This window comes from Scandinavium manionii, assembly GCF_024764775.1.
GTDB lineage: Bacteria > Pseudomonadota > Gammaproteobacteria > Enterobacterales > Enterobacteriaceae > Scandinavium > Scandinavium manionii.
On the sequence record NZ_JALIGC010000039.1, the window covers coordinates 692,058 to 713,282 of the forward strand.

Below are 21,225 nucleotides of genomic sequence, written 5' to 3' on the forward strand. Positions count from 1 at the left end.
GATGACGATGACTCAACACCCCGTGAAACCGACTGACGAGCATTCAGCGGGCGATATTATCGCCCGGATCGGCAGTCTGACCCGTATGCTGCGTGACAGCCTGCGCGAGCTTGGTCTGGATCAGGCGATTGCCGAAGCGGCAGAAGCCATTCCGGACGCTCGCGACCGTCTGGACTACGTGGTCCAGATGACCGCTCAGGCGGCAGAGCGCGCGCTGAACTGCGTCGAGCTGTCGCAGCCGCACCAGAACCAGATGGAAAAAGAAGCCAAAGTGCTGTCAGGCCGCTGGGATCAGTGGTTTGAAAATCCTATTGAACTGAGCGATGCGCGTGAGCTGGTGACCGACACCCGCAGCTATTTATCAGACGTGCCGAAACACACCAGTTTCACCAATGCCCAACTGCTGGAAATCATGATGGCGCAGGATTTCCAGGATCTGACCGGGCAGGTTATCAAGCGGATGATGGATGTTATCCAGGAGATAGAGCGTCAGCTGCTGATGGTGCTGCTGGAAAATATGCCGGATGCATCTACCCGACAGAAACGCGAAAGCGACAGTTTGCTCAATGGTCCGCAGGTCGATACCAGCAAGGCTGGTGTAGTCGCCAGTCAGGATCAGGTGGATGACCTGTTAGACAGTTTAGGCTTTTGATCTGCTTCACAGGCCATCCCATACGGGATGGTCAGCCTTTCTGATGGGCTAAATTAGCCTACAAAAACGCATCTTCTCTGCGCATCATGCGCGACCTGCACTGGCATTATATCCTCAGAATTGTATCGGCAGGATGTGGCTTGTGGCAGACGAAAGCGACAACGAAGACAAAACAGAAGCTCCCACACCCCAACGGCTGGAAAAGGCGCGTGAGGACGGGCAGATCCCGCGTTCGCGCGAGCTGACCTCATTTTTGATTTTGCTGGTTGGCGTGTGTGTCCTGTGGTTCGGCGGAGAATCTCTGGCGCGCAGGCTGGCGGGTTTGTTGTCGTCCGGACTGCATTTTGACCACAGCATTGTTAACGATCCCAACCTTATCCTTGGCCAAATCATTTTGCTGCTCAAGCAGGCGATGCTGGCGTTGATGCCGCTGATTGTGGGTGTGGTGGTGGTGGCGATCCTCGGCCCGGTGATGCTGGGCGGCCTGGTGTTTAGTCCGAAATCGCTGGCCTTCAAATTCGATAAGCTGAACCCGTTTCCGGGCATTGCAAAAATGTTTTCTGCGCAGTCGGCGGCGGAACTGCTAAAGGCCATTCTTAAATCGGTGCTGGTGGGCTGCGTGGCCGGAATATTTGTCTGGGTGCACTGGCCGGACATGATGCGCCTGATCAGTGAATCGCCGATGACGGCGATGGGCAACGCCCTGAATCTGGTTGGGCTTTGCGCTTTACTGGTGGCGCTGGGGGTGATCCCGATGGTCGGGTTCGACGTCTTCTTCCAGATTTTCAGCCACATCAAAAAATTGCGCATGTCCCGCCAGGATATTCGTGACGAATTTAAACAGAGCGAAGGCGACCCGCACGTTAAAGGGCGTATTCGTCAGATGCAGCGTGCGGCGGCGCGGCGTCGCATGATGGCGGATGTACCGAAAGCTGACGTGATTGTGACCAACCCAACGCATTACGCGGTGGCGTTGAAGTACGAAGAAAACAAAATGAGCGCGCCGAAAGTGGTGGCGAAGGGCGCGGGCCTGGTGGCGCTGCGCATTCGAGAGCTTGGCGAAGAAAACCGTATCCCGGTTTTACAGGCTCCGCCGCTGGCCCGGGCACTCTACCGCCATGCTGAAATTGGGCAACAGATCCCCGGCACACTGTACGCCGCGGTGGCAGAAGTTCTGGCCTGGGTCTGGCAACTCAAACGCTGGCGTCTGGCGGGCGGTGCGCCGCCGAAGAAACCTGATAATTTGCCGGTGCCTGAAGCACTGGATTTTTTGAACGAGAATGACACCGATGGCTAATTTAGTCGCAATGCTGCGTCTGCCCGCAAGCTTCAAATCGACCCAATGGCAAGTGCTTGCCGGGCCGATCCTTATCCTGTTGATCCTGTCGATGATGGTTCTGCCGCTTCCGGCATTCATCCTCGACCTGTTGTTTACCTTTAATATTGCGCTGTCAATCATGGTGCTGCTGGTGGCGATGTTTACCCAGCGCACCCTTGAGTTCGCCGCATTCCCGACGATTTTGCTGTTCACCACGCTGTTACGCCTGGCGCTGAACGTCGCGTCGACCCGTATCATTTTGATGGACGGACATACCGGGGCCGCTGCGGCGGGAAAAGTGGTGGAGGCCTTCGGCCACTTCCTGGTCGGCGGTAACTTTGCCATTGGTATCGTGGTGTTCGTTATTCTGGTCATCATCAACTTTATGGTTATCACCAAAGGTGCGGGGCGTATCGCCGAAGTGGGCGCGCGTTTTGTGCTGGACGGGATGCCGGGCAAACAGATGGCGATCGACGCTGACCTCAACGCCGGGCTGATCGGTGAAGAAGATGCCAAACGTCGCCGTTCGGAAGTGACCCAGGAAGCGGACTTCTACGGCTCGATGGACGGTGCGAGTAAGTTTGTTCGTGGTGATGCCGTCGCCGGTATTTTGATCATGGTGATTAACGTTATTGGCGGCCTGCTAGTTGGCGTGTTACAGCACGGTTTGTCGCTCGATAAAGCCGCTGAATCCTACACGTTGCTGACCATCGGTGATGGCCTGGTGGCGCAGATCCCGGCGCTGGTTATTTCCACCGCAGCGGGCGTGATCGTCACCCGCGTGGCCACCGATCAGGACGTCGGTGAGCAGATGGTGGGTCAGCTGTTCAGCAACCCGCGCGTCATGATGCTGAGCGCCGCGGTATTGGGCTTGCTCGGCCTGGTGCCGGGAATGCCAAACTTTGTGTTCCTGCTGTTTACCGCCGCGCTGTTGGGTCTGGCCTGGTGGCTACGCGGTCGTGAACAGCAGGCGCCAGCGGAAGCGGCTCCGGTGCGCACGCAGGAAAATCCGCAGGCCATCGAAGCGACGTGGAATGACGTACAGCTGGAAGATACCCTGGGAATGGAGGTGGGTTATCGCCTGATCCCGATGGTGGATTCGCAGCAGGATGGCGAGCTGCTGGGCCGCATCCGCTCTATTCGCAAAAAATTCGCTCAGGAGATGGGCTTCCTGCCACCGGTGGTACACATCCGCGACAATATGGATTTACCGCCCGCGCGCTACCGAATTCTGTTAAAAGGCGTGGATATCGGCAGCGGCGATGCCTATCCGGGCCGCTGGCTGGCGATTAACCCGGGCACCGCGGCGGGCACGCTTCCCGGTGAACCGACGGTCGATCCGGCGTTTGGCCTGGCCGCTATCTGGATTGAGAGCGCGCTGAAAGAGCAGGCGCAAATCCAGGGCTTTACGGTGGTGGAAGCCAGTACCGTGGTCGCCACCCACCTCAACCATCTGATAAGCCTGCACTCGGCTGAGCTGTTTGGCCGCCAGGAAGCGCAGCAGTTGCTCGACCGCGTGACTCAGGAGATGCCGAAACTGACCGAGGATCTGGTGCCGGGCGTGGTGACGCTGACTACGTTGCATAAAGTGCTGCAAAATCTGCTCGATGAGAAAGTGCCAATCCGCGATATGCGCACCATTCTGGAAACGCTGGCGGAACATGCGCCGGTGCAGACCGATCCGCATGAACTCACCAATGTGGTGCGCGTGGCGCTCGGCCGGGCTATTACGCAGCAGTGGTTCCCGGGGAACGGTGAAGTGCAGGTGATTGGGCTGGATACGCCGCTGGAACGCTTGCTGTTACAGGCATTACAAAACGGTGGCGGGCTGGAGCCGGGTCTGGCTGACAGACTGTTAGCGCAGACTCAGGAAGCGCTGTCCCGCCAGGAAATGCTCGGTGCGCCACCGGTGCTGCTGGTGAATCATGCCCTGCGTCCGCTGTTGTCGCGCTTCCTGCGTCGTAATCTGCCGCAACTGGTGGTGTTGTCGAATCTGGAGTTGTCGGACAACCGCCAGATTCGCATGACCGCGACCATCGGAGGTAAATAATGCGTCATTTATTATGGCTTCTGGCGCTGCCGTTGATGGCAGAGGCTGCGGGTGAGGGCGCCTGGCAGGCCAGCAGCAAAGGCGTGATGCTCAGCCATCGCGGCGAATCCATGTCGTCCTCGCCGCTGGTGTCATCGCAACCGGCCAGCGGACGGGTGACGATGATTGCGTGGCGTTACACGCTGATTGGCCCCACGCCCGCCGGGCTGCGGGTGCGTTTATGTTCGCAAACCCGCTGCGTCGAACTCGACGGCCAAAGCGGCAATACCTGGGGATTACAGAATATCCCCGCGTCGGAACCGCTGCGTTTCGTCTGGGAAGTGCCGGGCGGTGGGCGACTGATCCCCGCGCTCAATGTTCAGAGCAACCAGGTTATTGTCAATTACCGCTAACGCAAACTGTATCCGCCCGAACCCCCTGACCTGTCTGTATTCTGCAGGCAGGCTCGCAATTTTGACCTCTACTTTTGAATCAATCAAAACGTTGTTTTATAAATCAGTGAAGCACGTAGTCTGACTCTTTGCATTTTTGCCATCCCCGGTGAGTATCTGGCAGAAACGAAAAGGTTTAACCGTCGGCATCACTCTACTGTAGCCGTGTAAGGGCATCCTCTGTACCAGATGAGGCGGGCTTTCCTGATAAAAACACGGGATTTACGGCAATGAAAACACGTAAAATCGGATTAGCAAATTATCTTGCCTACGGCTCGGGAGATTTTCTCGGCGCAGGAACCACCGCGCTCACCGCCGCTTGGCTTTTATACTTCTACACCACCTTCTGCGGACTCTCTCCGATTGAAGCCACCCTAATCTTCGCGACGGCGAGGGTTCTGGATGCTGTCGTCAGCCCGTTGATGGGGTTCTTAACCGATAACTTCGGCTCCACCTGGCTTGGGAAACGCTTTGGGCGCCGCAAATTCTTCATTATGCTCGGCATCCCGTGCGTGTTCAGCTACTCCTTTATGTGGGTCGGCGACATGGGATTCTGGTACTACCTGCTGACCTATCTGCTGTTTGATATCGTCTACACCATGATTCTGGTGCCGTACGAAACGCTGGTGCCGGAAATGACCGACGACTTTAAACAGAAAACGAAATTCTCCGGGGCGCGTATTTCGATGGCGCAAATGTCGGCGATTCTGGCCTCGTTCCTGCCAGGCATCTTGCTGACGCACTTCGGTAAGGACAACGCAGTTTCCTTCTTCTACGCAAGCCTGGTGTTCTCGGTGCTGTGCGCGATGATGCTGACGTTTGTCTGGTTCTTCACCTGGGAACGTCCGCGTGAAAACTGGAGCGAAGCTGCGCTGCGTGCTGAAGAAGAGAAAAAGCATCTGTCGCTGGCCCAGAGCCTTAACCGCCTGATAATCGAACTGAACTCCACCCTGCGTATCAAAATTTTCCGCCAGCATCTCGGGATGTATCTCGGGGGCTACATCGCGCAGGACGTGTTCAACGCGGTGTTTACCTACTACGTGGTGTTTGTGTTGATGCAGGAGGCGTCATTTGCTTCAAACCTGATGGGCACCATGGCGAGTTTCCAGTTCATCGCGGTGATCGCCATGATGCCGCTGTGCATCCGCTTTGGGCCTGCGCCGTCATACCGGATTGTGGTGGTGCTGTTTGGTCTGAGCGCACTCTCTTACGCCGTTCTGTACTACGCTGGGCTGAGCGATGTCTGGTCGCTGATGCTGCTGGTATCGGCCGTGGCGGGTCTGGGGCGCGGCGGCATCAACTATGTGCCGTGGAATACCTACACCTATATTGCTGACGTAGATGAAGTGATCACCGGCCAGCGCCGCGAGGGGATTTTCGCCGGGATAATGACCCTGACGCGTAAAGCCTCTCAGGCCGGGGCCATCATGCTGGTGGGGATCATCATGCAGCTTTCTGGCTTTGTCTCCGGGCAGAAAATTCAGACAGCGCAAGTCAATCACACCATCCTGATGATCTTAAGCGTCGGGACGGTGGTGGTGCTGGCCTGCGGTTTCCTGGTCTCCCTGCGCTTTAAACTGAACCTGCAAACCCACAGCATTCTGCGTGAAGAGACCGCCAAAATGCGTGAGTCCGGGCATGCCTTTGCCGAAGCCACAACGCCAGAAGCGAAAGCCACGGTGGAAATGCTGGCGGGAATGCCGTTCGACACCCTGTGGGGCAACAACAATATCGGTTATCTGAATCGCAATAAGCCTGCGGCACCGTCGCTGAAGCAGGCTGCTCTATTGAATTCGAAATATAACAGAGGTTAATCAAATGAAAGTCTGGCCTGTCAAACATAGCCCATTACTGTGTCAACCGGAGCGCTTCATCGCCCGGGACGAACTGAAGGCGTTGATCGAGAAAGTGACCCACAATCTGGTCAATATCAAGGACGAGAGCGGAGAGTTCCTGCTGCGGCTGGACGACGGGCGGGTGATCGATACCAAAGGATGGGCGGGCTGGGAGTGGACGCACGGTGTGGGGCTGTACGGCATTCACCAGTATTTCCAGCAGACCGGTGATGGGCAGATGCGTGACATTATTGATGGCTGGTTCGCCGACCGCTTTGCCGAAGGGGCGACCACCAAAAATGTGAACACCATGGCGCCGTTCCTGACCCTGGCGTATCGCTACGAAGAAACGCGTAACCCGGCCTATCTACCGTGGCTCGAAAGCTGGGCGGAGTGGGCGATGCACGACATGCCGCGTACGGAACACGGCGGCATGCAGCACATTACGCTGGCGGAAGAGAACCATCAGCAGATGTGGGACGACACGCTAATGATGACCGTGATGCCGCTGGCGAAAATCGGCAAGCTGCTTGATCGGCCTGAATACGTGGAAGAGGCGATTTATCAGTTCCTGCTGCATGTGCAAAACCTGATGGACCGTGAGACCGGGCTGTGGTTCCACGGCTGGAATTACGACGGCAAGCATAACTTTGCCAACGCCCGTTGGGCGCGCGGCAACAGCTGGCTGACTATCGTTATTCCGGATTTCCTCGAGCTGGTGGACTTACCGGAGAACAACGCGGTGCGTCGTTATCTGGTGCAGGTGCTGAACGCACAGGTTGCTGCGCTGGCGAAATGTCAGGACGACAGCGGCCTGTGGCACACGCTGCTGGATGACCCGCACTCTTATCTGGAAGCCTCGGCAACCGCCGGGTTTGCCTACGGTATTCTGAAAGCCGTGCGCAAACGCTACGTTTCAGCGGAATATGCAGAAGTGGCAGAGAAAGCGATTCAGGGCATTGTGGCGAATATCTCGCCGGAAGGGGAGTTGCTGCAAACATCGTTTGGCACCGGTATGGGCAGTAATCTTGAGTTCTATCGCCAAATTCCGCTGACCTCTATGCCCTATGGTCAGGCGATGGCGATCCTCTGCCTCACGGAATATTTGCACAAATACTTTTAATGGCACCCGACAGGCCTGGGGGACCAGGCCTGTAAACTCTAGCGAAATCAACCTTGCCGACAAAAGGGGTAAACCTGTTTAAATTTAATATTAAATAAATGACGTAAAGTGCCGCGCAATTCATTATGCTCCGCACTGTCGCTCTCCCCCCACCAGGATCACCTTTTGTCCATTTCTCCCTTGTCCCGTATCGCTGCCAGCAGTCTGGTGGAGTCCGGGGCTGTTATCGGTGCGTACGTCAGTATTGGCCCTTTTTGTGTAATTTCTGCTGGCGTTGTGATAGGTGAAGGCACCGTTATTGGGGCCTTTTCGGTGATTAACGGGCTGACCACGATTGGTCGCGACAATACCTTCGGCCAGTACGCTTCTATCGGTGAAAGCAATCAGGACCTTAAATACGCGAATGAGCCCACGACGGTCGTTATCGGCGATCGAAATCAGATAGGCAAAAATGCCACGATTCATCGAGGGACCGTGCAGGGGCTGAGTACCACCGCCATTGGCGATGAAAATCGGTTTCTCAACGGCGTGCATATCGGCCACGATTGCGTGGTAGGTAACGGGACGATGATTGGCGACAATAGCGGGCTTGCCGGGCACGTTGTGCTTGATGATGATGCACAGGTTGGTTTCATGTGTGCGATCCATCAGTTCTGTTTGCTGGGCAGCGGTGCCAGGATCGTTGATCAGTCAGGCGTCGTGCAGGATGTGCCGCCGTTCGTGATCGCGGGCGGAAATCATGCGGTTCCACTGGGCGTAAATGAAGCGTCCTGCCTGTTCCAGGCGTTAAATAAAGAACAGCAGAGTCTCATTTATGAGCTGTATCAGCGTGTCTACAAGCAGGCGCTGGCCATCGATGAAGTGAAAAAGACGTTAAAAATACTGGAAAGCGATTTCCCGGTGATTGGGCTTTATGACAGGTTCTTTGCGCGTTCTGCGCGGGGAATTGTGCGCTAACGTGAGTTGAAGAGGCCCGTCACCGGGAGTGACGAGCCTTTTGTGATTACATACGCTCGACGGTTTCAATCCCGAGCATATCCAGACCCAGCTTCAGCGTCTTCGACGTCAGCAGCGCCAGTTTCAGGCGGCTGTTGCGAATCTCTTCGCTTTCGGCGCTCAGAATAGGGCAGTGCTCGTAGAAGCCGGAGAACAGGCCCGCGAGGTCATACAGGTACGCACACATCACGTGCGGCGTGCCTTCACGTGCAACCACGTTTACGGTTTCTTCGAACTGCAGCAGACGCGCCGCCAGTTGGGACTCGCGTTCTTCATTAATCACCACTGGCGCATTGACGATAGCGTTCTCTTCCAGACCGGCTTTGCGGAACACGGACAGCACGCGGGTATACGCATATTGCATGTACGGCGCGGTGTTGCCTTCAAACGCCAGCATGTTGTCCCAGTCGAACACGTAGTCAGTGGTACGGTTCTTGGACAGATCCGCGTATTTCACCGCGCCGATACCCACGGTATTGGCCAGCTTTTCCAGCTCGTCGGCAGGCATGTCCGGGTTCTTTTCTGCCACCAGACGACGGGCGCGCTCCAGCGCTTCATCCAGCAGGTCAGACAGTTTCACGGTGCCACCGGCGCGGGTTTTGAACGGCTTGCCGTCTTTACCCAGCATCATGCCGAACATGTGATGTTCCAGCGGAATGGAATCAGGCACATAACCGGCTTTACGCACGATGGTCCACGCCTGCATCAGGTGCTGGTGCTGACGGGAGTCGATGTAATAGAGCACGCGGTCGGCGCACAGGGTTTCGAAACGGTATTTCGCGCAGGCGATATCGGTAGTGGTGTAAAGGTAGCCGCCATCCTTTTTCTGGATGATGACGCCCATCGGTTCGCCGTCCTTGTTTTTGTACTCATCAAGGAACACCACGGTTGCGCCTTCGCTTTCGGTCGCCAGACCCTGAGCTTTCAGGTCTGCCACGATGCCCGGCAGCATCGGGTTATACAGGCTTTCGCCCATTACGTCGTCGCGAGTCAGGGTGACATTCAGACGGTTGTAGGTAATCTGGTTTTGTTCCATGGTGATGTCGACCAGCTTGCGCCACATCTCGAGGAAGTACGGGTCACCGCCCTGCAGTTTCACCACGTAGCTACGCGCGCGCTCGGCGAAGGCTTCGTCTTCGTCGTAATGCTGCTTCGCCTGGCGATAGAAACCTTCGAGGTCCGCCAGCGCCATTTCACCGGCATTTTCCTGCTGCTGTTTTTCCAGATACGCAATCAGCATCCCGAACTGGGTACCCCAGTCACCGACGTGGTTCGCGCGGATAACTTTATGACCCAGGAATTCCTGAGTACGCACTGCGGCATCACCGATGATGGTGGAACGCAGATGGCCGACGTGCATCTCTTTCGCCACGTTTGGCGCAGAGTAGTCGATAACGATGGTTTGCGCTTCTGGCAGCGCTACGCCGAGACGGTCAGATTTCAGCGCATCGTTCACGCCCTGCGCCAGAAACGCCGGGTCCAGGAAGATATTGATAAAGCCAGGACCGGCGATTTCAACCTTATTGGCGATGCCGTTGAGGCTGAGATGAGACAGAACCTGCTCTGCGAGTTGTCGCGGCGCCATGCCCAGTTTTTTGGCAACAGCCATCACGCCGTTGGCCTGATAGTCACCAAACTGTACTTTTGCTGACTGACGAACCTGAGGTTCACAATCGGCTGGCGCACCTGCCGCAATCAGGGCCTGACTGACTTTTTCTGAGAGAAGAGCCTGAATATTCACCGGAATACCTTACGTTTATGGCGCTGTACGTTTGCCGGAACAACGCCGAAATGGGGACAAATTAAGCCGGTCAGTATACTGCATTTGCAGCGGCCCGTCAGCCCTGGAACGGCGCGTTAATCAGCAGTTGGTTGTGCCGGGCCAACAGGGTAAATTAACGGCCTGCAAAAACCGGACCGAGGGCGAAACGTGAACTGGAAAACCATCGAAGCATTACAGGATATAGCGGCGGATCTGCCGCGTTTTACGCAGGCGCTGACGGATCTTACTGACCGTCTGGGCCTGCACATCGCCCCGCTGAATGCCGACCATATTTCCCTGCGCTGCCACCAGAATGCTACCGCAGAACGCTGGCGCAGCGGGTTAGAGCAGTGTGGCGAACTGCTGTCGGAAAACATCATTAACGGTCGTCCAATTTGCCTGTTCAAACTGCATGAACCGGTGTGCGTCGCGCACTGGCAATTCAGCGTGGTGGAACTGCCATGGCCGGGTGAAAAACGTTACCCGCACGAAGGCTGGGAACATATTGAAATCGTGCTGCCGGGCGACCCTGAAACGCTGAATGCCCGCGCGCTGGCGCTGTTGTCCGACGAAGGATTAAGCCAGCCGGGTATTTTCGTCAAAACCAGTTCGCCAAAAGGCGAGCGTGAACGTCTGCCAAACCCGACTCTGGCGGTCACTGACGGCAAGGTCACCATTAAATTTCACCCGTGGACTATCGAAGACATTGTGGCGAGCGAAGCAGGCGACGCCACAATGTGAGCTTACTCGGGATCTGCGTTTTGAGACTGTGTCATGATGGCGCACCCGAACGAAAAGGAGAAGGGAATGGCTTTGCTGGAAGTGTGCTGTTACAGCATGGAATGTGCGCGTGAGGCGCAGGAAAGAGGCGCTGACCGAATTGAATTGTGTGCCGCGCCGCTGGAAGGCGGCTTAACGCCGTCGATTGGCGTGCTGAAATCGGCGCGCCAGCAGGTGACCATCCCGGTGCATCCGATCATTCGCCCGCGCGGCGGGGATTTTTGCTACACCGACGGTGAATTTGCAGCGATGCTGGACGATGTGCGTACGGTGCGTGAACTCGGTTTTCCGGGGCTGGTTATTGGGATTCTCGATGTCCATGGTCAGGTCGATATGCCACGGATGCATGAAATCATGGCCGCTGCCGGTCCGCTTGCTGTCACGTTTCATCGGGCGTTTGATATGTGCGTCAATCCGCAGCAGGCCTTTGATAATCTTGCAGAACTGGGCGTGGCGCGCATTCTGACATCCGGCCAACAGCAGACGGCGGAAAAAGGTCTTTCACTTCTTGGGGAACTAATTGCCCGGGGTGATGCTCCAATCATTATGGCCGGAGCAGGCGTGCGGGCGAACAACCTGGAATTGTTCCTCGGTGCAGGCGTAAAAGAGCTTCACAGCTCTGCCGGACAATGGATCCCCTCGGTGATGCAATACCGAAACCCGGGGCTGTCGATGTCAACCGACCCGACGGCAGACGAATACTCACGATACGCCGTCAATGGCGAATCGGTAGCGGAGATGAAGGCGATAGTTAACCGTTACAGCAAATAGCGATTTTTACCGTGCATCATATCGCCCAATGTGATGCGTATTTGTACCAGGCCCCTGCCTTTAACAGGGGCCTCTTTTTTTTATCCTTCCTATTTCAGGCCGCAGCGGTGTTGGCTGCCTCGCTCACCCCGGTCACTTACTCGTGTAAGCTCCCGGGGGTTTGCTGCGTTGCCGCCTTGCTGCAACCTGAAATAGTTTGGATAAAAAGTGCCCATTCTCGTCAGAGGGTAATTTACGGCTTTTTCGCAATCAGCACGGCACGCAGTGGGGCAGGGTAGCCTTCGATGGTTTTGCTGCTGTCGTTCGGGTCGAGGAATTCGGCCAGCGATTCGGTGGTCATCCACTCGGTGCGGCGCTGTTCTTCGGTGCTGGTGACGTTCATATCAACAATGCGTACGTCGACAAACCCGCATTTTTCGAGCCACTGCTTTAGCGCAGGCGCGGACGGGATAAAGTACACGTTGCGCATTTGCGCGTAGCGGTCGCCCGGCACCAGGACAGTGTTTTCATCGCCTTCAACAACCAGCGTTTCCAGTACCAGCTCACCTTCACTGACTAACTGATCTTTCAGCTGCCACAGATGTTCCAGCGGGGAACGGCGGTGATAGAGTACGCCCATCGAAAACACGGTATCGAACGCGTTCAGCACCGGCATTTGTTCAATGCCAAGCGGCAGCAGGTGCGCGCGCTGATCGTTGCCGAGCAGCTTACGTACTGCTTCGAACTGACACAGGAACAGCTGCGTCGGGTCGATGCCGACCGCCAGCTTCGCGCCCGCGCCAATCATGCGCCACATGTGATATCCGCTGCCACAGCCGACGTCGAGAATGGTGCGCCCGGTTAAATCGGAGAGGTGCGGCAGAACGCGATCCCACTTCCAGTCGGAACGCCATTCGGTGTCGATGTTCACGCCATACAGCGAAAACGGCCCTTTGCGCCACGGCATCAGGTTCCGCAGCAGTTTGTCGATGCGGATCAGCGGGCCTTCGCCGAGCGGCTGTTCGCTCTCAGCAGTGACGCTGTGCAGCAGGTCGAGTTTCCACGGCTGAATTTCAGGCATGAATTCGACGGCACGAGACCACTGTTTAAACTGACCGTGCAGCGCGTCACGCTGCCAGGCGCCAATCTGCGCTGGTAGGGTTTCAAGCCAACGAGAGAGCAGCGGATCTTTGGCGATCAGCTGATAAAAATTGCCAAACTCGATCATTCGTCCGCCCCGGCTTTCAGGGCGACCAGTGAGCCGAAGTTAAAGCACTGGAACCACAGTTCGCTATGCGCAAAGCCAGCGGCGCGCAGGCGCGCTTTATGGGCTTCGACCGAATCGGTCAGCATCACGTTTTCCAGCATGCTGCGCTTCTGACTGATTTCCAGCTCGCTGTAACCATTGGCACGCTTGAAGTCATGATGCATGTTGAACAGCAGTTCGCCGACTTTCTGGTCTTCAAAGCTGAATTTTTCTGACAGCACCAGCGCGCCGCCCGGATTCAGGCCGTTGTGGATTTTTTCCAGCAGCGCCTGGCGCTCCGGTGGCTCAATGAACTGCATCGTAAAGTTGAGCACCACCATTGAGGCGTTCTCAATCTCAATGTCGCGGATATCGCCTTCGATGATATCGACCGGCGTCGGCGCTTTATACGCGTCGATATGACGTCGGCAGCGCTCAACCATCGCCGGGGAGTTATCCACGCCGATAATTTTGCAGCCTTCATGGGCGATATTGCGGCGGATTGACAGCGTTGCTGCGCCGAGCGAGCAGCCGAGGTCATAAACCTGCGTATCGGGTTGCACAAAGCGTTCTGCCAGCATGCCAATCATTGAGATGATATTTGAATAACCGGGCACCGAGCGCTGGATCATGTCGGGGAAAACTTCGGCCACCCGTTCATCAAAGGTCCAGTCACCCAGGCTTGCGATCGGGGCAGAAAAAAGCGTGTCGCGATGGGGCATAACGTGATTCCAGAAAATAAAAAACGGCATATTGTGCGCTAACGCAGGGAGAAAACCAACTCCCAGGGCAGATACCACAGGTTTGCCAGCACCATTAGCAACAGCGAACACCAGGTGGCGCTCATTGCCGAACGACGCCAGCGAAATAGTCGGTGGTGAAAACCCCAGTAATGCATCAGGCGTCCGGCAATTAGCAGCAGGCCGCAGGCGTGCACCATCCACGTTTGTGCGCCATTCATCTCCATGAACAGCAACAACAGCAGGCCTACCGGGATGTACTCCACCGCATTGCCGTGAATGCGGATAGCACTTTGCAGCTCGTTGAAGCCGCCGTCGCCATAGGCCACACGGTATTGCAGGCGCAGCCGAACAACATCGAAAGAAAACTTAATTAACAACAACGCACCCAGCACGGCGTACAACGCGCTAACCATACAAACTCCCTTTTAGACTGGCTGATGGCACTGGCCATGTGAGGAAGGATAACTCAGAAAAGAGATGTTTGCTGCGGGATAGACGGGGCGGGGCCAATCTCAGGCAGGACGTCACGCAGACTGTTCCACAGCGTGTCGACCAGCTCAGGCGCCTGGGCGATGTCCGGCGTATGCAGGAAAAGGAAAGGGGTGGTGGTCTGAGACCATTTCGGCAGGGCTTTAAGCCAGACTGCAAACAGTTCACGATTCTGCGCCATGTTATCGCTGCCAATAAACCGCACCATCGGGTGACTGGCCGTGACGACGGCGTGCACGGGCACTTTCGGCTTTTTGCGCTGGGCGTCAACCATCGCTTCGCTGTGCGCAACGGCGCTGTGTACCGGACGGCTGTCGAGAATTACGCGATTCACGCCGCGCTCATGCAACCCGCGATTAAACTGTAACTCCGCATCACCCTTGTCGAAAAAGAGGGGATGACGCACTTCGACGCCGTAAGAAAACGCATCGGGTAAACCGTCGAGAAACTGCCAAAGCGCAGGTAAATCGGCAGGCGAAAAGGTGGCGGGAAGCTGCAGCCAGTATTGACCGATGCGCTGGTCCAGCGGAGCCATTCGGCTGAAAAACTCGGCGGTGAGAGTGTCGCAGTGGCGAAGCGCGGCCTGATGGCTGATGGTCGCCGGGAATTTAAAGCAGAAACGAAAATCGTCAGTGGTTTGTTCATGCCAGCGCTGCACGATTTCGGCGCGGGGCAGGGCATACAGCGTGGTATTGCCCTCCACGCAGTTAAAGTGGCGGGCATATTCTTCAAGGCTGGTAATGCCAAGGCGCACCCATTTAGGGTGCGACCATTGCGGAAGTCCTACGTAAATCATCGCGTTTGTCATAGCGCCGCGAGGATTTCCTCAGTGCTGCGGATGCGGGCGATACGTGGGAAAATGTTGGTCATGCTGCCCTGATGCTGTTCCGCGTCGGCAGCGCTGCACGCATCTTCGGCGATAACCAGGTTGAAGCCCAGTTCCCAGGCATTACGCGCGGTGGATTCCACACCGATGTTGGTGGAGATGCCGCACAGAATGATGGTGTCTACACCGCGACGACGCAGCTGAAGTTCCAGTTCGGTGCCGTAAAAAGCGCCCCACTGACGTTTGGTGACTTCAATGTCAGTGTCTTTTTTACCGAGCGCCGTCGGGTAGGTCATCCAGTTTTCTGGCAGTTTATGCGCAGGAACCTGAGCATCGACCAGCGTTTTCACTGCGTCGCCGCCGTCAGCTGACCAGCCAACGCGAACCATGACCACAGGTGAACCTTGCTCACGGCATTTGGCCGCTAATTTGGCCGATTTTGTTACCACGTCAGTGGACGTGTGCGGGCCGCCAGCAAACGGGAGAATGCCTTCCTGAAGATCAATGACTACCAGTGCTGTTTTTTTTGCGTTCAGTTCCAACATATTTATCCCCGTTAAATCACATAATTAGGTGGCTAACAATACGCTGAGTCGTGCCGGGCGTGCGTCACAATTTTTGTTAATTTTTGTGAGTACCCGCAATAAGCGTACAGCAAACGTGCGGCTGGTGCGCAACGGTCTTATCGTAGGCGAGAATTTCTAGTATAATAGCCCCCTTTTTTCATCCAGTTGTGACATTCAGATAAAGCTGCGACAAGTGTGCCTGCGGCTAAGTTAAGGGAACTCTCATGCGTACAGAATATTGCGGGCAGCTGCGTCAGTCCCACGTTGGGCAGCAAGTGACGCTGTGTGGTTGGGTTAACCGTCGTCGTGATCTCGGCAGCCTTATTTTCATCGATATGCGTGACCGCGAAGGTATCGTGCAGGTCTTTTTCGATCCGGACCGTGCAGAGGCCTTAAAACTGGCGTCTGAACTGCGCAATGAATTTTGCATTCAAATCACCGGTACCGTGCGTGCACGTGATGCGAAAAACGTCAACACCGATATGCCGACCGGCGAAATCGAAGTGCTGGCGTCCGACCTGGTTATCATCAACCGTTCAGACGCGCTGCCGCTCGATTCTAATCACGTCAATACTGAAGAAGCGCGTCTGAAGTACCGCTACCTCGACCTGCGCCGCCCTGAAATGGCAAACCGCCTGAAGACCCGTGCGAAGATCACAAGCTTCGTGCGTCGCTTTATGGATGAGCATGATTTCCTCGACATCGAAACCCCGATGCTGACCAAAGCCACGCCGGAAGGTGCGCGTGACTACCTGGTACCGAGCCGCGTTCATAAAGGCAAATTCTACGCGCTGCCACAGTCTCCACAGCTGTTCAAACAGCTGCTGATGATGTCCGGTTTTGACCGCTACTATCAGATTGTTAAATGCTTCCGTGACGAAGACCTGCGCGCTGACCGTCAGCCTGAATTTACCCAGATCGACGTAGAAACCTCCTTCATGACCGCACCACAGGTGCGTGAAGTGATGGAAGCGCTGGTTCGTCAGCTGTGGCTGGAAATCAAAGGCGTGGATTTGGGCGATTTCCCCATCATGACCTTCGCTGAAGCTGAACGTCGTTACGGTTCCGATAAGCCGGACCTGCGTAACCCAATGGAACTGGTTGACGTTGCTGACCTGCTGAAAAGCGTTGAGTTCGCGGTGTTTGCTGGCCCGGCAAATGATGCCAAAGGTCGTGTGGCTGCGCTGCGTGTTCCTGGCGGTGCAGCTCTGAGCCGTAAGCAGATCGACGACTACGGTAACTTCATCAAAATCTATGGCGCGAAAGGCCTGGCTTACATCAAAGTCACCGAGCGTGCTAAAGGCCTGGAAGGTATCACCAGCCCGGTCGCTAAATTCCTGAACGCTGATATCGTGGAAGCCATTCTTGCCCGTACCGGTGCACAAGACGGCGACATGATCTTCTTCGGCGCGGACAACAAGAAAGTGGTTGCCGATTCAATGGGCGCGCTGCGTCTGAAGCTCGGTAAAGACCTGAGCATCACCGACGAAGCTAAATGGGCGCCGCTGTGGGTTATCGACTTCCCGATGTTCGAAGACGACGGCGAAGGCGGCCTGACCGCAATGCACCACCCGTTCACCTCGGCGAAAGAGATGACGGCGGCAGAGCTGAAAGCCTCCCCGGAAGACGCCGTCGCGAACGCCTACGATATGGTGATCAACGGCTATGAAGTCGGCGGCGGTTCCGTGCGTATTCACAACGGTGAAATGCAGCAGACCGTGTTCGGTATTCTCGGCATCAACGAACAGGAACAGCGTGAGAAATTCGGCTTCCTGCTCGACGCCCTGAAATACGGCACTCCGCCACACGCGGGCCTGGCATTTGGTCTGGATCGTCTGACCATGCTGCTGACCGGCACTGATAATATCCGTGACGTTATCGCCTTCCCGAAAACCACCGCTGCCGCCTGTCTGATGACCGAGGCCCCAAGCTTCGCAAATCCGGCTTCGCTGACCGAGCTGGGAATTCAGGTTGTGGCGAAAGAGCCAAAAGAGTCTGCGGAGAACAAGTAATATGCCATTCAAGCAGCCTGTTTCCGTTCTGGTCGTGATATATGCGCAGGATACGAAACGGGTGCTGATGTTGCAGCGACGCGATGACCCTGATTTCTGGCAGTCGGTAACCGGCAGTCTGGAGGAGGGGGAAACCGCGTTGCAAGCCGCCGCGCGTGAAGTAAAGGAAGAGGTCGCCATTGACGTGGCCTCAGAGCCGCTGGCCTTAATTGACTGTCAGCGCACGGTGGAGTTTGAAATTTTCACGCATTTACGCCATCGCTATGCGCCGGGTATCGAACGCAATACAGAATCGTGGTTCTGTCTTGCGCTGCCCCATGAGCGTCAGATTGAGATAAGTGAACATCTCGCCTGGCGCTGGGTTGCTGCTCCTGAAGCAGCTGTGCTCACTAAGTCCTGGAGCAACCGGCAGGCGATTGAAGAATTTGTAATTAAAACGGCCTGATGGCCGATCTTTTCGGAGACTTTAGTTATGGCAGGTCATAGTAAGTGGGCCAACACCAAACACCGCAAAGCGGCACAGGATGCCAAGCGCGGTAAGATCTTTACCAAAATCATCCGCGAACTGGTCACTGCGGCGCGTCTGGGCGGCGGCGATGCGGGTTCTAACCCACGTCTGCGTGCGGCTATCGACAAAGCCCTGTCGAACAACATGACGCGTGACACCCTGAACCGCGCCATCGCGCGTGGCGTTGGCGGTGATGAAGATTCGAACATGGAAACCATCATTTATGAAGGTTACGGTCCTGGTGGCACGGCGGTGATGGTGGAATGCCTGTCTGACAACCGCAACCGTACCGTGGCTGAAGTGCGTCATGCCTTCACCAAAACCGGGGGCAACCTCGGCACTGACGGTTCCGTAGCCTATCTGTTCAGCAAAAAAGGCGTGATTTCCTTCGAAGCGGGCGATGAAGATGTGATCATGGAAGCCGCGCTGGAAGCCGGTGCTGAAGACGTTGTGACCTTCGACGATGGCGCAATCGACGTCTACACCGCCTGGGAAGAAATGGGCGCGGTACGTGATGCACTGGAAGCGGCAGGCCTGAAAGCAGACAACGCTGAAGTATCGATGATCCCGTCCACTAAAGCGGACATGGATGCAGAGACGGCACCAAAACTGCTGCGTCTGATCGACATGCTGGAAGACTGCGACGACGTGCAGGAAGTTTATCACAACGGTGAGATCTCTGATGAGGTTGCAGCTACGCTCTAATGGGGCAGCTTAACACCACCACCGGAGGCGCGTGTGTCCATCATTCTCGGTATTGACCCGGGTTCGCGCGTCACTGGTTACGGCGTCATTCGCCAGGTTGGACGGCAGTTAACTTACCTTGGCAGCGGGTGTATTCGTACCAAAGTGGAAGACCTGCCGTCGCGCCTGAAGCTGATTTACGCAGGCGTATCGGAAATCATTACCCAGTTTCAGCCGGATATTTTTGCCATTGAGCAGGTATTCATGGCGAAAAACGCCGACTCAGCTCTCAAGCTGGGCCAGGCGCGCGGGGTGGCGATTGTGGCGGCGGTAAACCAGGATTTGCCGGTATTTGAATATGCGGCACGTCAGGTGAAACAAACCGTAGTAGGGAACGGCGGCGCGGACAAAACGCAGGTGCAGCACATGGTGCGAACCCTGCTCAAACTGCCGGCCAACCCTCAGGCGGATGCCGCTGATGCGTTGGCAATTGCTATCACGCATTGCCACGTCAATCAGAATGCGATGCAGATAAGCGACACGCGGCTTAATCTGGCACGCGGAAGATTACGCTAAATAAGACAATAGAGGCTGGATATTTATCCAGCCTTTTTTTATGATACGACATTCGTATTTTGTCCCCAACGCAGGAGCGTCACGTGATCGGCAGACTCAGAGGCATCATTCTGGAAAAACAACCCCCACTGGTATTACTGGAAGTGGGCGGCGTGGGCTATGAAGTGCATATGCCGATGACCTGTTTCTACGAACTGCCGGAGCAGGGCAATGAAGCCACTGTCTTCACGCAATTCGTGGTACGTGAAGACGCGCAGCTGTTGTACGGCTTTAATAATAAGCAGGAACGCACCCTGTTCCGTGAGCTTATCAAAACCAATGGCGTAGGGCCGAAGCTGGCGCTGGCTATACTTTCAGGCATGTCGGCGGCGCAGTTCGTTAATGCCGTTGAACGTGAAGATTCCGTGGCGCTGGTGAAGCTGCCGGGTATCGGCAAAAAAACCGCTGAACGTCTGGTGGTCGAAATGAAAGACCGCTTCAAAGGCCTGCACGGCGACCTGTTTACCCCGGCATCCGATCTGGTACTGACCTCTCCGGCAAGCCAGGCGACCGACGACGCCGAGCAGGAAGCGGTTGCTGCGCTGGTGGCGCTGGGCTATAAACCACAGGAAGCCAGCCGGATGGTGAGCAAAATCGCCAGCCCGAATGCCAGCAGTGAAACGCTAATCCGCGACGCGCTACGCGCCGCGATGTGAGGTAACGGATGATTGAAGCTGACCGCCTGGTCTCTGCAGAAAGTGTCGTACCCGAAGATGTGGTTGACCGCGCTATTCGCCCGAAGCTGCTGGAGGAATACATCGGCCAGCCGCAGGTGCGCTCGCAGATGGAAATCTTTATACAGGCGGCGAAGCTGCGCGGTGAAGCGCTCGATCATTTGCTGATTTTCGGCCCGCCGGGGCTCGGTAAAACGACGCTGGCGAATATTGTCGCCAATGAAATGGGCGTTAACCTGCGCACCACCTCCGGTCCTGTGCTGGAAAAAGCGGGTGACCTGGCGGCGATGCTGACTAACCTTGAACCGCATGATGTGCTGTTCATTGATGAAATTCATCGCCTATCGCCAGTGGTTGAAGAGGTGCTGTATCCGGCGATGGAAGACTATCAGCTGGATATCATGATTGGTGAAGGCCCGGCCGCGCGTTCGATTAAAATCGACCTGCCACCGTTTACGCTGATTGGCGCCACCACGCGCGCCGGTTCATTAACGTCACCACTGCGTGACCGTTTCGGTATCGTGCAGCGTCTGGAGTTCTATCAGGTACCTGACCTCCAGCACATTGTCGGACGCAGCGCCCGTTACATGGGCCTGGAGATGAGTGAAGAGGGCGCACTCGAAGTGGCGCGTCGCGCACGCGGTACGCCGCGTATCGCCAACCGTTTGCTGCGTCGCGTGCGTGATTTCTCCGAAGTGCGCCATGACGGCACCATTTCTGCGGATATCGCGTCTCAGGCGCTGGATATGCTCAACGTCGATGCGGAAGGCTTCGATTATATGGACCGCAAGCTGCTGTTGGCGGTGATCGACAAATTCTTCGGTGGCCCGGTCGGGCTGGATAACCTTGCGGCGGCGATTGGCGAAGAACGCGAAACCATTGAAGACGTGCTGGAGCCGTATCTTATTCAGCAGGGCTTTTTGCAGCGCACCCCGCGCGGACGTATGGCGACGGTGCGAGCCTGGAACCATTTCGGTATCACGCCGCCGGAAATGCCCTAAGCGCCACTCTGCTGCATAAAAAAACGCCCTATTGGGCTAATGCCGATCAGTTAAGGATCGGTTGATCGATCCAGTGGCTGTGTAAGAATCCGGAAATGCTCACCCGTTTCCGGATTTTTTTATGCACATTGGACAGGCACTTGATCTCGTTTCACGCTACGACT

Annotated in this window: 21 protein-coding genes; 15 read left to right on the forward strand and 6 right to left on the reverse strand. The window is 56.0% G+C overall.

Annotated elements, in window-relative coordinates:
* The first annotated feature begins 7 nt into the window (after window positions 1-7).
* From cheZ to lpxA, 7 genes are all read left to right on the forward strand, one after another.
* Window positions 8-652, forward strand: coding sequence for a protein phosphatase CheZ (gene cheZ, locus MUU51_RS17665; RefSeq protein ID WP_159776813.1), 645 nt, complete (start codon window positions 8-10; stop codon window positions 650-652).
* A gap of 142 nt (window positions 653-794) precedes the next feature.
* Window positions 795-1,949, forward strand: coding sequence for a flagellar biosynthesis protein FlhB (flhB, locus tag MUU51_RS17670; RefSeq protein ID WP_159776814.1), 1,155 nt, complete (start codon window positions 795-797; stop codon window positions 1,947-1,949).
* Window positions 1,942-4,020, forward strand: a complete 2,079-nt coding sequence (gene flhA, locus MUU51_RS17675) for a flagellar biosynthesis protein FlhA (RefSeq protein ID WP_258968242.1) — start codon at window positions 1,942-1,944, stop codon at window positions 4,018-4,020. Before flhB ends, flhA begins: the two co-directional genes overlap by 8 nt.
* Window positions 4,020-4,412 (forward strand): flagellar protein FlhE, encoded by a 393-nt coding sequence (flhE, locus tag MUU51_RS17680; RefSeq protein ID WP_258968243.1) that lies wholly within the window; start codon window positions 4,020-4,022, stop codon window positions 4,410-4,412. The genes flhA and flhE overlap by 1 nt, the downstream gene beginning before the upstream one ends.
* Window positions 4,413-4,681: 269 nt before the next feature.
* Complete coding sequence (locus tag MUU51_RS17685) at window positions 4,682-6,265, forward strand: MFS transporter (RefSeq protein ID WP_258968244.1); 1,584 nt, start codon at window positions 4,682-4,684, stop codon at window positions 6,263-6,265.
* A 4-nt stretch (window positions 6,266-6,269) separates the two neighbouring features.
* On the forward strand, window positions 6,270-7,409 hold the full coding sequence (gene bglB / locus MUU51_RS17690) for a beta-galactosidase BglB (protein WP_159776818.1): 1,140 nt from the start codon (window positions 6,270-6,272) through the stop codon (window positions 7,407-7,409).
* Window positions 7,410-7,574: 165 nt separating this feature from the next.
* Complete coding sequence (lpxA, locus tag MUU51_RS17695) at window positions 7,575-8,366, forward strand: acyl-ACP--UDP-N-acetylglucosamine O-acyltransferase (RefSeq protein ID WP_159776819.1); 792 nt, start codon at window positions 7,575-7,577, stop codon at window positions 8,364-8,366.
* A 46-nt stretch (window positions 8,367-8,412) separates the two neighbouring features.
* On the opposite strand, the gene argS is transcribed toward lpxA, so the two are convergent.
* On the reverse strand, window positions 8,413-10,146 hold the full coding sequence (gene argS, locus MUU51_RS17700) for an arginine--tRNA ligase (protein WP_159776820.1): 1,734 nt from the start codon (window positions 10,144-10,146) through the stop codon (window positions 8,413-8,415).
* Between the two features lie 189 nt (window positions 10,147-10,335).
* Between argS and MUU51_RS17705 the strand changes: the two genes are divergently transcribed.
* Window positions 10,336-10,908: a VOC family protein gene (locus MUU51_RS17705; protein ID WP_159776821.1), complete on the forward strand. Its 573-nt coding sequence runs from the start codon at window positions 10,336-10,338 to the stop codon at window positions 10,906-10,908.
* Window positions 10,909-10,974: 66 nt separating this feature from the next.
* A complete protein-coding gene (cutC, locus tag MUU51_RS17710) occupies window positions 10,975-11,718 on the forward strand; it encodes a copper homeostasis protein CutC (protein WP_159776822.1) in 744 nt (247 codons plus the stop codon).
* Window positions 11,719-11,950: 232 nt separating this feature from the next.
* Here cutC and cmoB read toward each other — a convergent pair whose 3' ends face one another.
* Genes cmoB through MUU51_RS17735 form a run of 5 tightly spaced genes read right to left on the reverse strand, consistent with a single transcriptional unit; the run spans window position 11,951 to window position 15,546 of the window.
* Window positions 11,951-12,925, reverse strand: coding sequence for a tRNA 5-methoxyuridine(34)/uridine 5-oxyacetic acid(34) synthase CmoB (cmoB, locus tag MUU51_RS17715; protein WP_159776823.1), 975 nt, complete (start codon window positions 12,923-12,925; stop codon window positions 11,951-11,953).
* Window positions 12,922-13,665: a carboxy-S-adenosyl-L-methionine synthase CmoA gene (cmoA, locus tag MUU51_RS17720; RefSeq protein WP_159776824.1), complete on the reverse strand. Its 744-nt coding sequence runs from the start codon at window positions 13,663-13,665 to the stop codon at window positions 12,922-12,924. The genes cmoB and cmoA overlap by 4 nt, the downstream gene beginning before the upstream one ends.
* 38 nt (window positions 13,666-13,703) lie before the next feature.
* A complete protein-coding gene (locus tag MUU51_RS17725; RefSeq protein ID WP_258968245.1) occupies window positions 13,704-14,099 on the reverse strand; it encodes an MAPEG family protein in 396 nt (131 codons plus the stop codon).
* 53 nt (window positions 14,100-14,152) lie between these two features.
* Window positions 14,153-14,971 (reverse strand): DUF72 domain-containing protein, encoded by an 819-nt coding sequence (locus MUU51_RS17730; RefSeq protein ID WP_258968258.1) that lies wholly within the window; start codon window positions 14,969-14,971, stop codon window positions 14,153-14,155.
* 8 nt (window positions 14,972-14,979) lie between these two features.
* Window positions 14,980-15,546 carry a hydrolase gene (locus tag MUU51_RS17735; protein ID WP_159776173.1) on the reverse strand — a complete coding sequence of 189 codons (567 nt, stop codon included), beginning with the start codon at window positions 15,544-15,546 and terminating at the stop codon, window positions 14,980-14,982.
* Window positions 15,547-15,791: 245 nt separating this feature from the next.
* Between MUU51_RS17735 and aspS the strand changes: the two genes are divergently transcribed.
* The 6 genes from aspS to ruvB all read left to right on the forward strand — a co-directional run bounded on the left by aspS (window position 15,792) and on the right by ruvB (window position 21,061).
* A complete protein-coding gene (aspS, locus tag MUU51_RS17740) occupies window positions 15,792-17,579 on the forward strand; it encodes an aspartate--tRNA ligase (RefSeq protein ID WP_159776170.1) in 1,788 nt (595 codons plus the stop codon).
* A gap of 1 nt (window position 17,580) precedes the next feature.
* A complete protein-coding gene (nudB, locus tag MUU51_RS17745) occupies window positions 17,581-18,024 on the forward strand; it encodes a dihydroneopterin triphosphate diphosphatase (RefSeq protein ID WP_159776167.1) in 444 nt (147 codons plus the stop codon).
* Window positions 18,025-18,051: 27 nt separating this feature from the next.
* A complete protein-coding gene (locus tag MUU51_RS17750; protein WP_110512265.1) occupies window positions 18,052-18,792 on the forward strand; it encodes a YebC/PmpR family DNA-binding transcriptional regulator in 741 nt (246 codons plus the stop codon).
* A 33-nt stretch (window positions 18,793-18,825) separates the two neighbouring features.
* On the forward strand, window positions 18,826-19,347 hold the full coding sequence (gene ruvC, locus MUU51_RS17755; RefSeq protein WP_159776165.1) for a crossover junction endodeoxyribonuclease RuvC: 522 nt from the start codon (window positions 18,826-18,828) through the stop codon (window positions 19,345-19,347).
* A gap of 83 nt (window positions 19,348-19,430) precedes the next feature.
* Window positions 19,431-20,042 (forward strand): Holliday junction branch migration protein RuvA, encoded by a 612-nt coding sequence (gene ruvA, locus MUU51_RS17760; protein ID WP_110512263.1) that lies wholly within the window; start codon window positions 19,431-19,433, stop codon window positions 20,040-20,042.
* Window positions 20,043-20,050: 8 nt separating this feature from the next.
* Entirely contained in the window at window positions 20,051-21,061 is a 1,011-nt protein-coding gene (ruvB, locus tag MUU51_RS17765; protein ID WP_159776162.1) for a Holliday junction branch migration DNA helicase RuvB, read from the forward strand.
* Window positions 21,062-21,225: the final 164 nt, after the last annotated feature.

What these genes read in the sequence shown, in the direction of transcription:
- ruvB (WP_159776162.1), top strand. Translation starts at nt 20,051, where the DNA reads ATGATTGAAGCTGACCGCCTGGTCTCTGCAGAAAGTGTCGTACCCGAA.
- cheZ (WP_159776813.1), top strand. Translation starts at nt 8, where the DNA reads ATGACTCAACACCCCGTGAAACCGACTGACGAGCATTCAGCGGGCGAT.
- MUU51_RS17685 (WP_258968244.1), top strand. Translation starts at nt 4,682, where the DNA reads ATGAAAACACGTAAAATCGGATTAGCAAATTATCTTGCCTACGGCTCG.
- aspS (WP_159776170.1), top strand. Translation starts at nt 15,792, where the DNA reads ATGCGTACAGAATATTGCGGGCAGCTGCGTCAGTCCCACGTTGGGCAG.
- MUU51_RS17730 (WP_258968258.1), bottom strand. Translation starts at nt 14,971, where the DNA reads ATGATTTACGTAGGACTTCCGCAATGGTCGCACCCTAAATGGGTGCGC.
- cmoB (WP_159776823.1), bottom strand. Translation starts at nt 12,925, where the DNA reads ATGATCGAGTTTGGCAATTTTTATCAGCTGATCGCCAAAGATCCGCTG.
- MUU51_RS17725 (WP_258968245.1), bottom strand. Translation starts at nt 14,099, where the DNA reads ATGGTTAGCGCGTTGTACGCCGTGCTGGGTGCGTTGTTGTTAATTAAG.
- MUU51_RS17750 (WP_110512265.1), top strand. Translation starts at nt 18,052, where the DNA reads ATGGCAGGTCATAGTAAGTGGGCCAACACCAAACACCGCAAAGCGGCA.
- cutC (WP_159776822.1), top strand. Translation starts at nt 10,975, where the DNA reads ATGGCTTTGCTGGAAGTGTGCTGTTACAGCATGGAATGTGCGCGTGAG.
- MUU51_RS17735 (WP_159776173.1), bottom strand. Translation starts at nt 15,546, where the DNA reads ATGTTGGAACTGAACGCAAAAAAAACAGCACTGGTAGTCATTGATCTT.
- cmoA (WP_159776824.1), bottom strand. Translation starts at nt 13,665, where the DNA reads ATGCCCCATCGCGACACGCTTTTTTCTGCCCCGATCGCAAGCCTGGGT.
- nudB (WP_159776167.1), top strand. Translation starts at nt 17,581, where the DNA reads ATGCCATTCAAGCAGCCTGTTTCCGTTCTGGTCGTGATATATGCGCAG.
- flhE (WP_258968243.1), top strand. Translation starts at nt 4,020, where the DNA reads ATGCGTCATTTATTATGGCTTCTGGCGCTGCCGTTGATGGCAGAGGCT.
- bglB (WP_159776818.1), top strand. Translation starts at nt 6,270, where the DNA reads ATGAAAGTCTGGCCTGTCAAACATAGCCCATTACTGTGTCAACCGGAG.
- flhA (WP_258968242.1), top strand. Translation starts at nt 1,942, where the DNA reads ATGGCTAATTTAGTCGCAATGCTGCGTCTGCCCGCAAGCTTCAAATCG.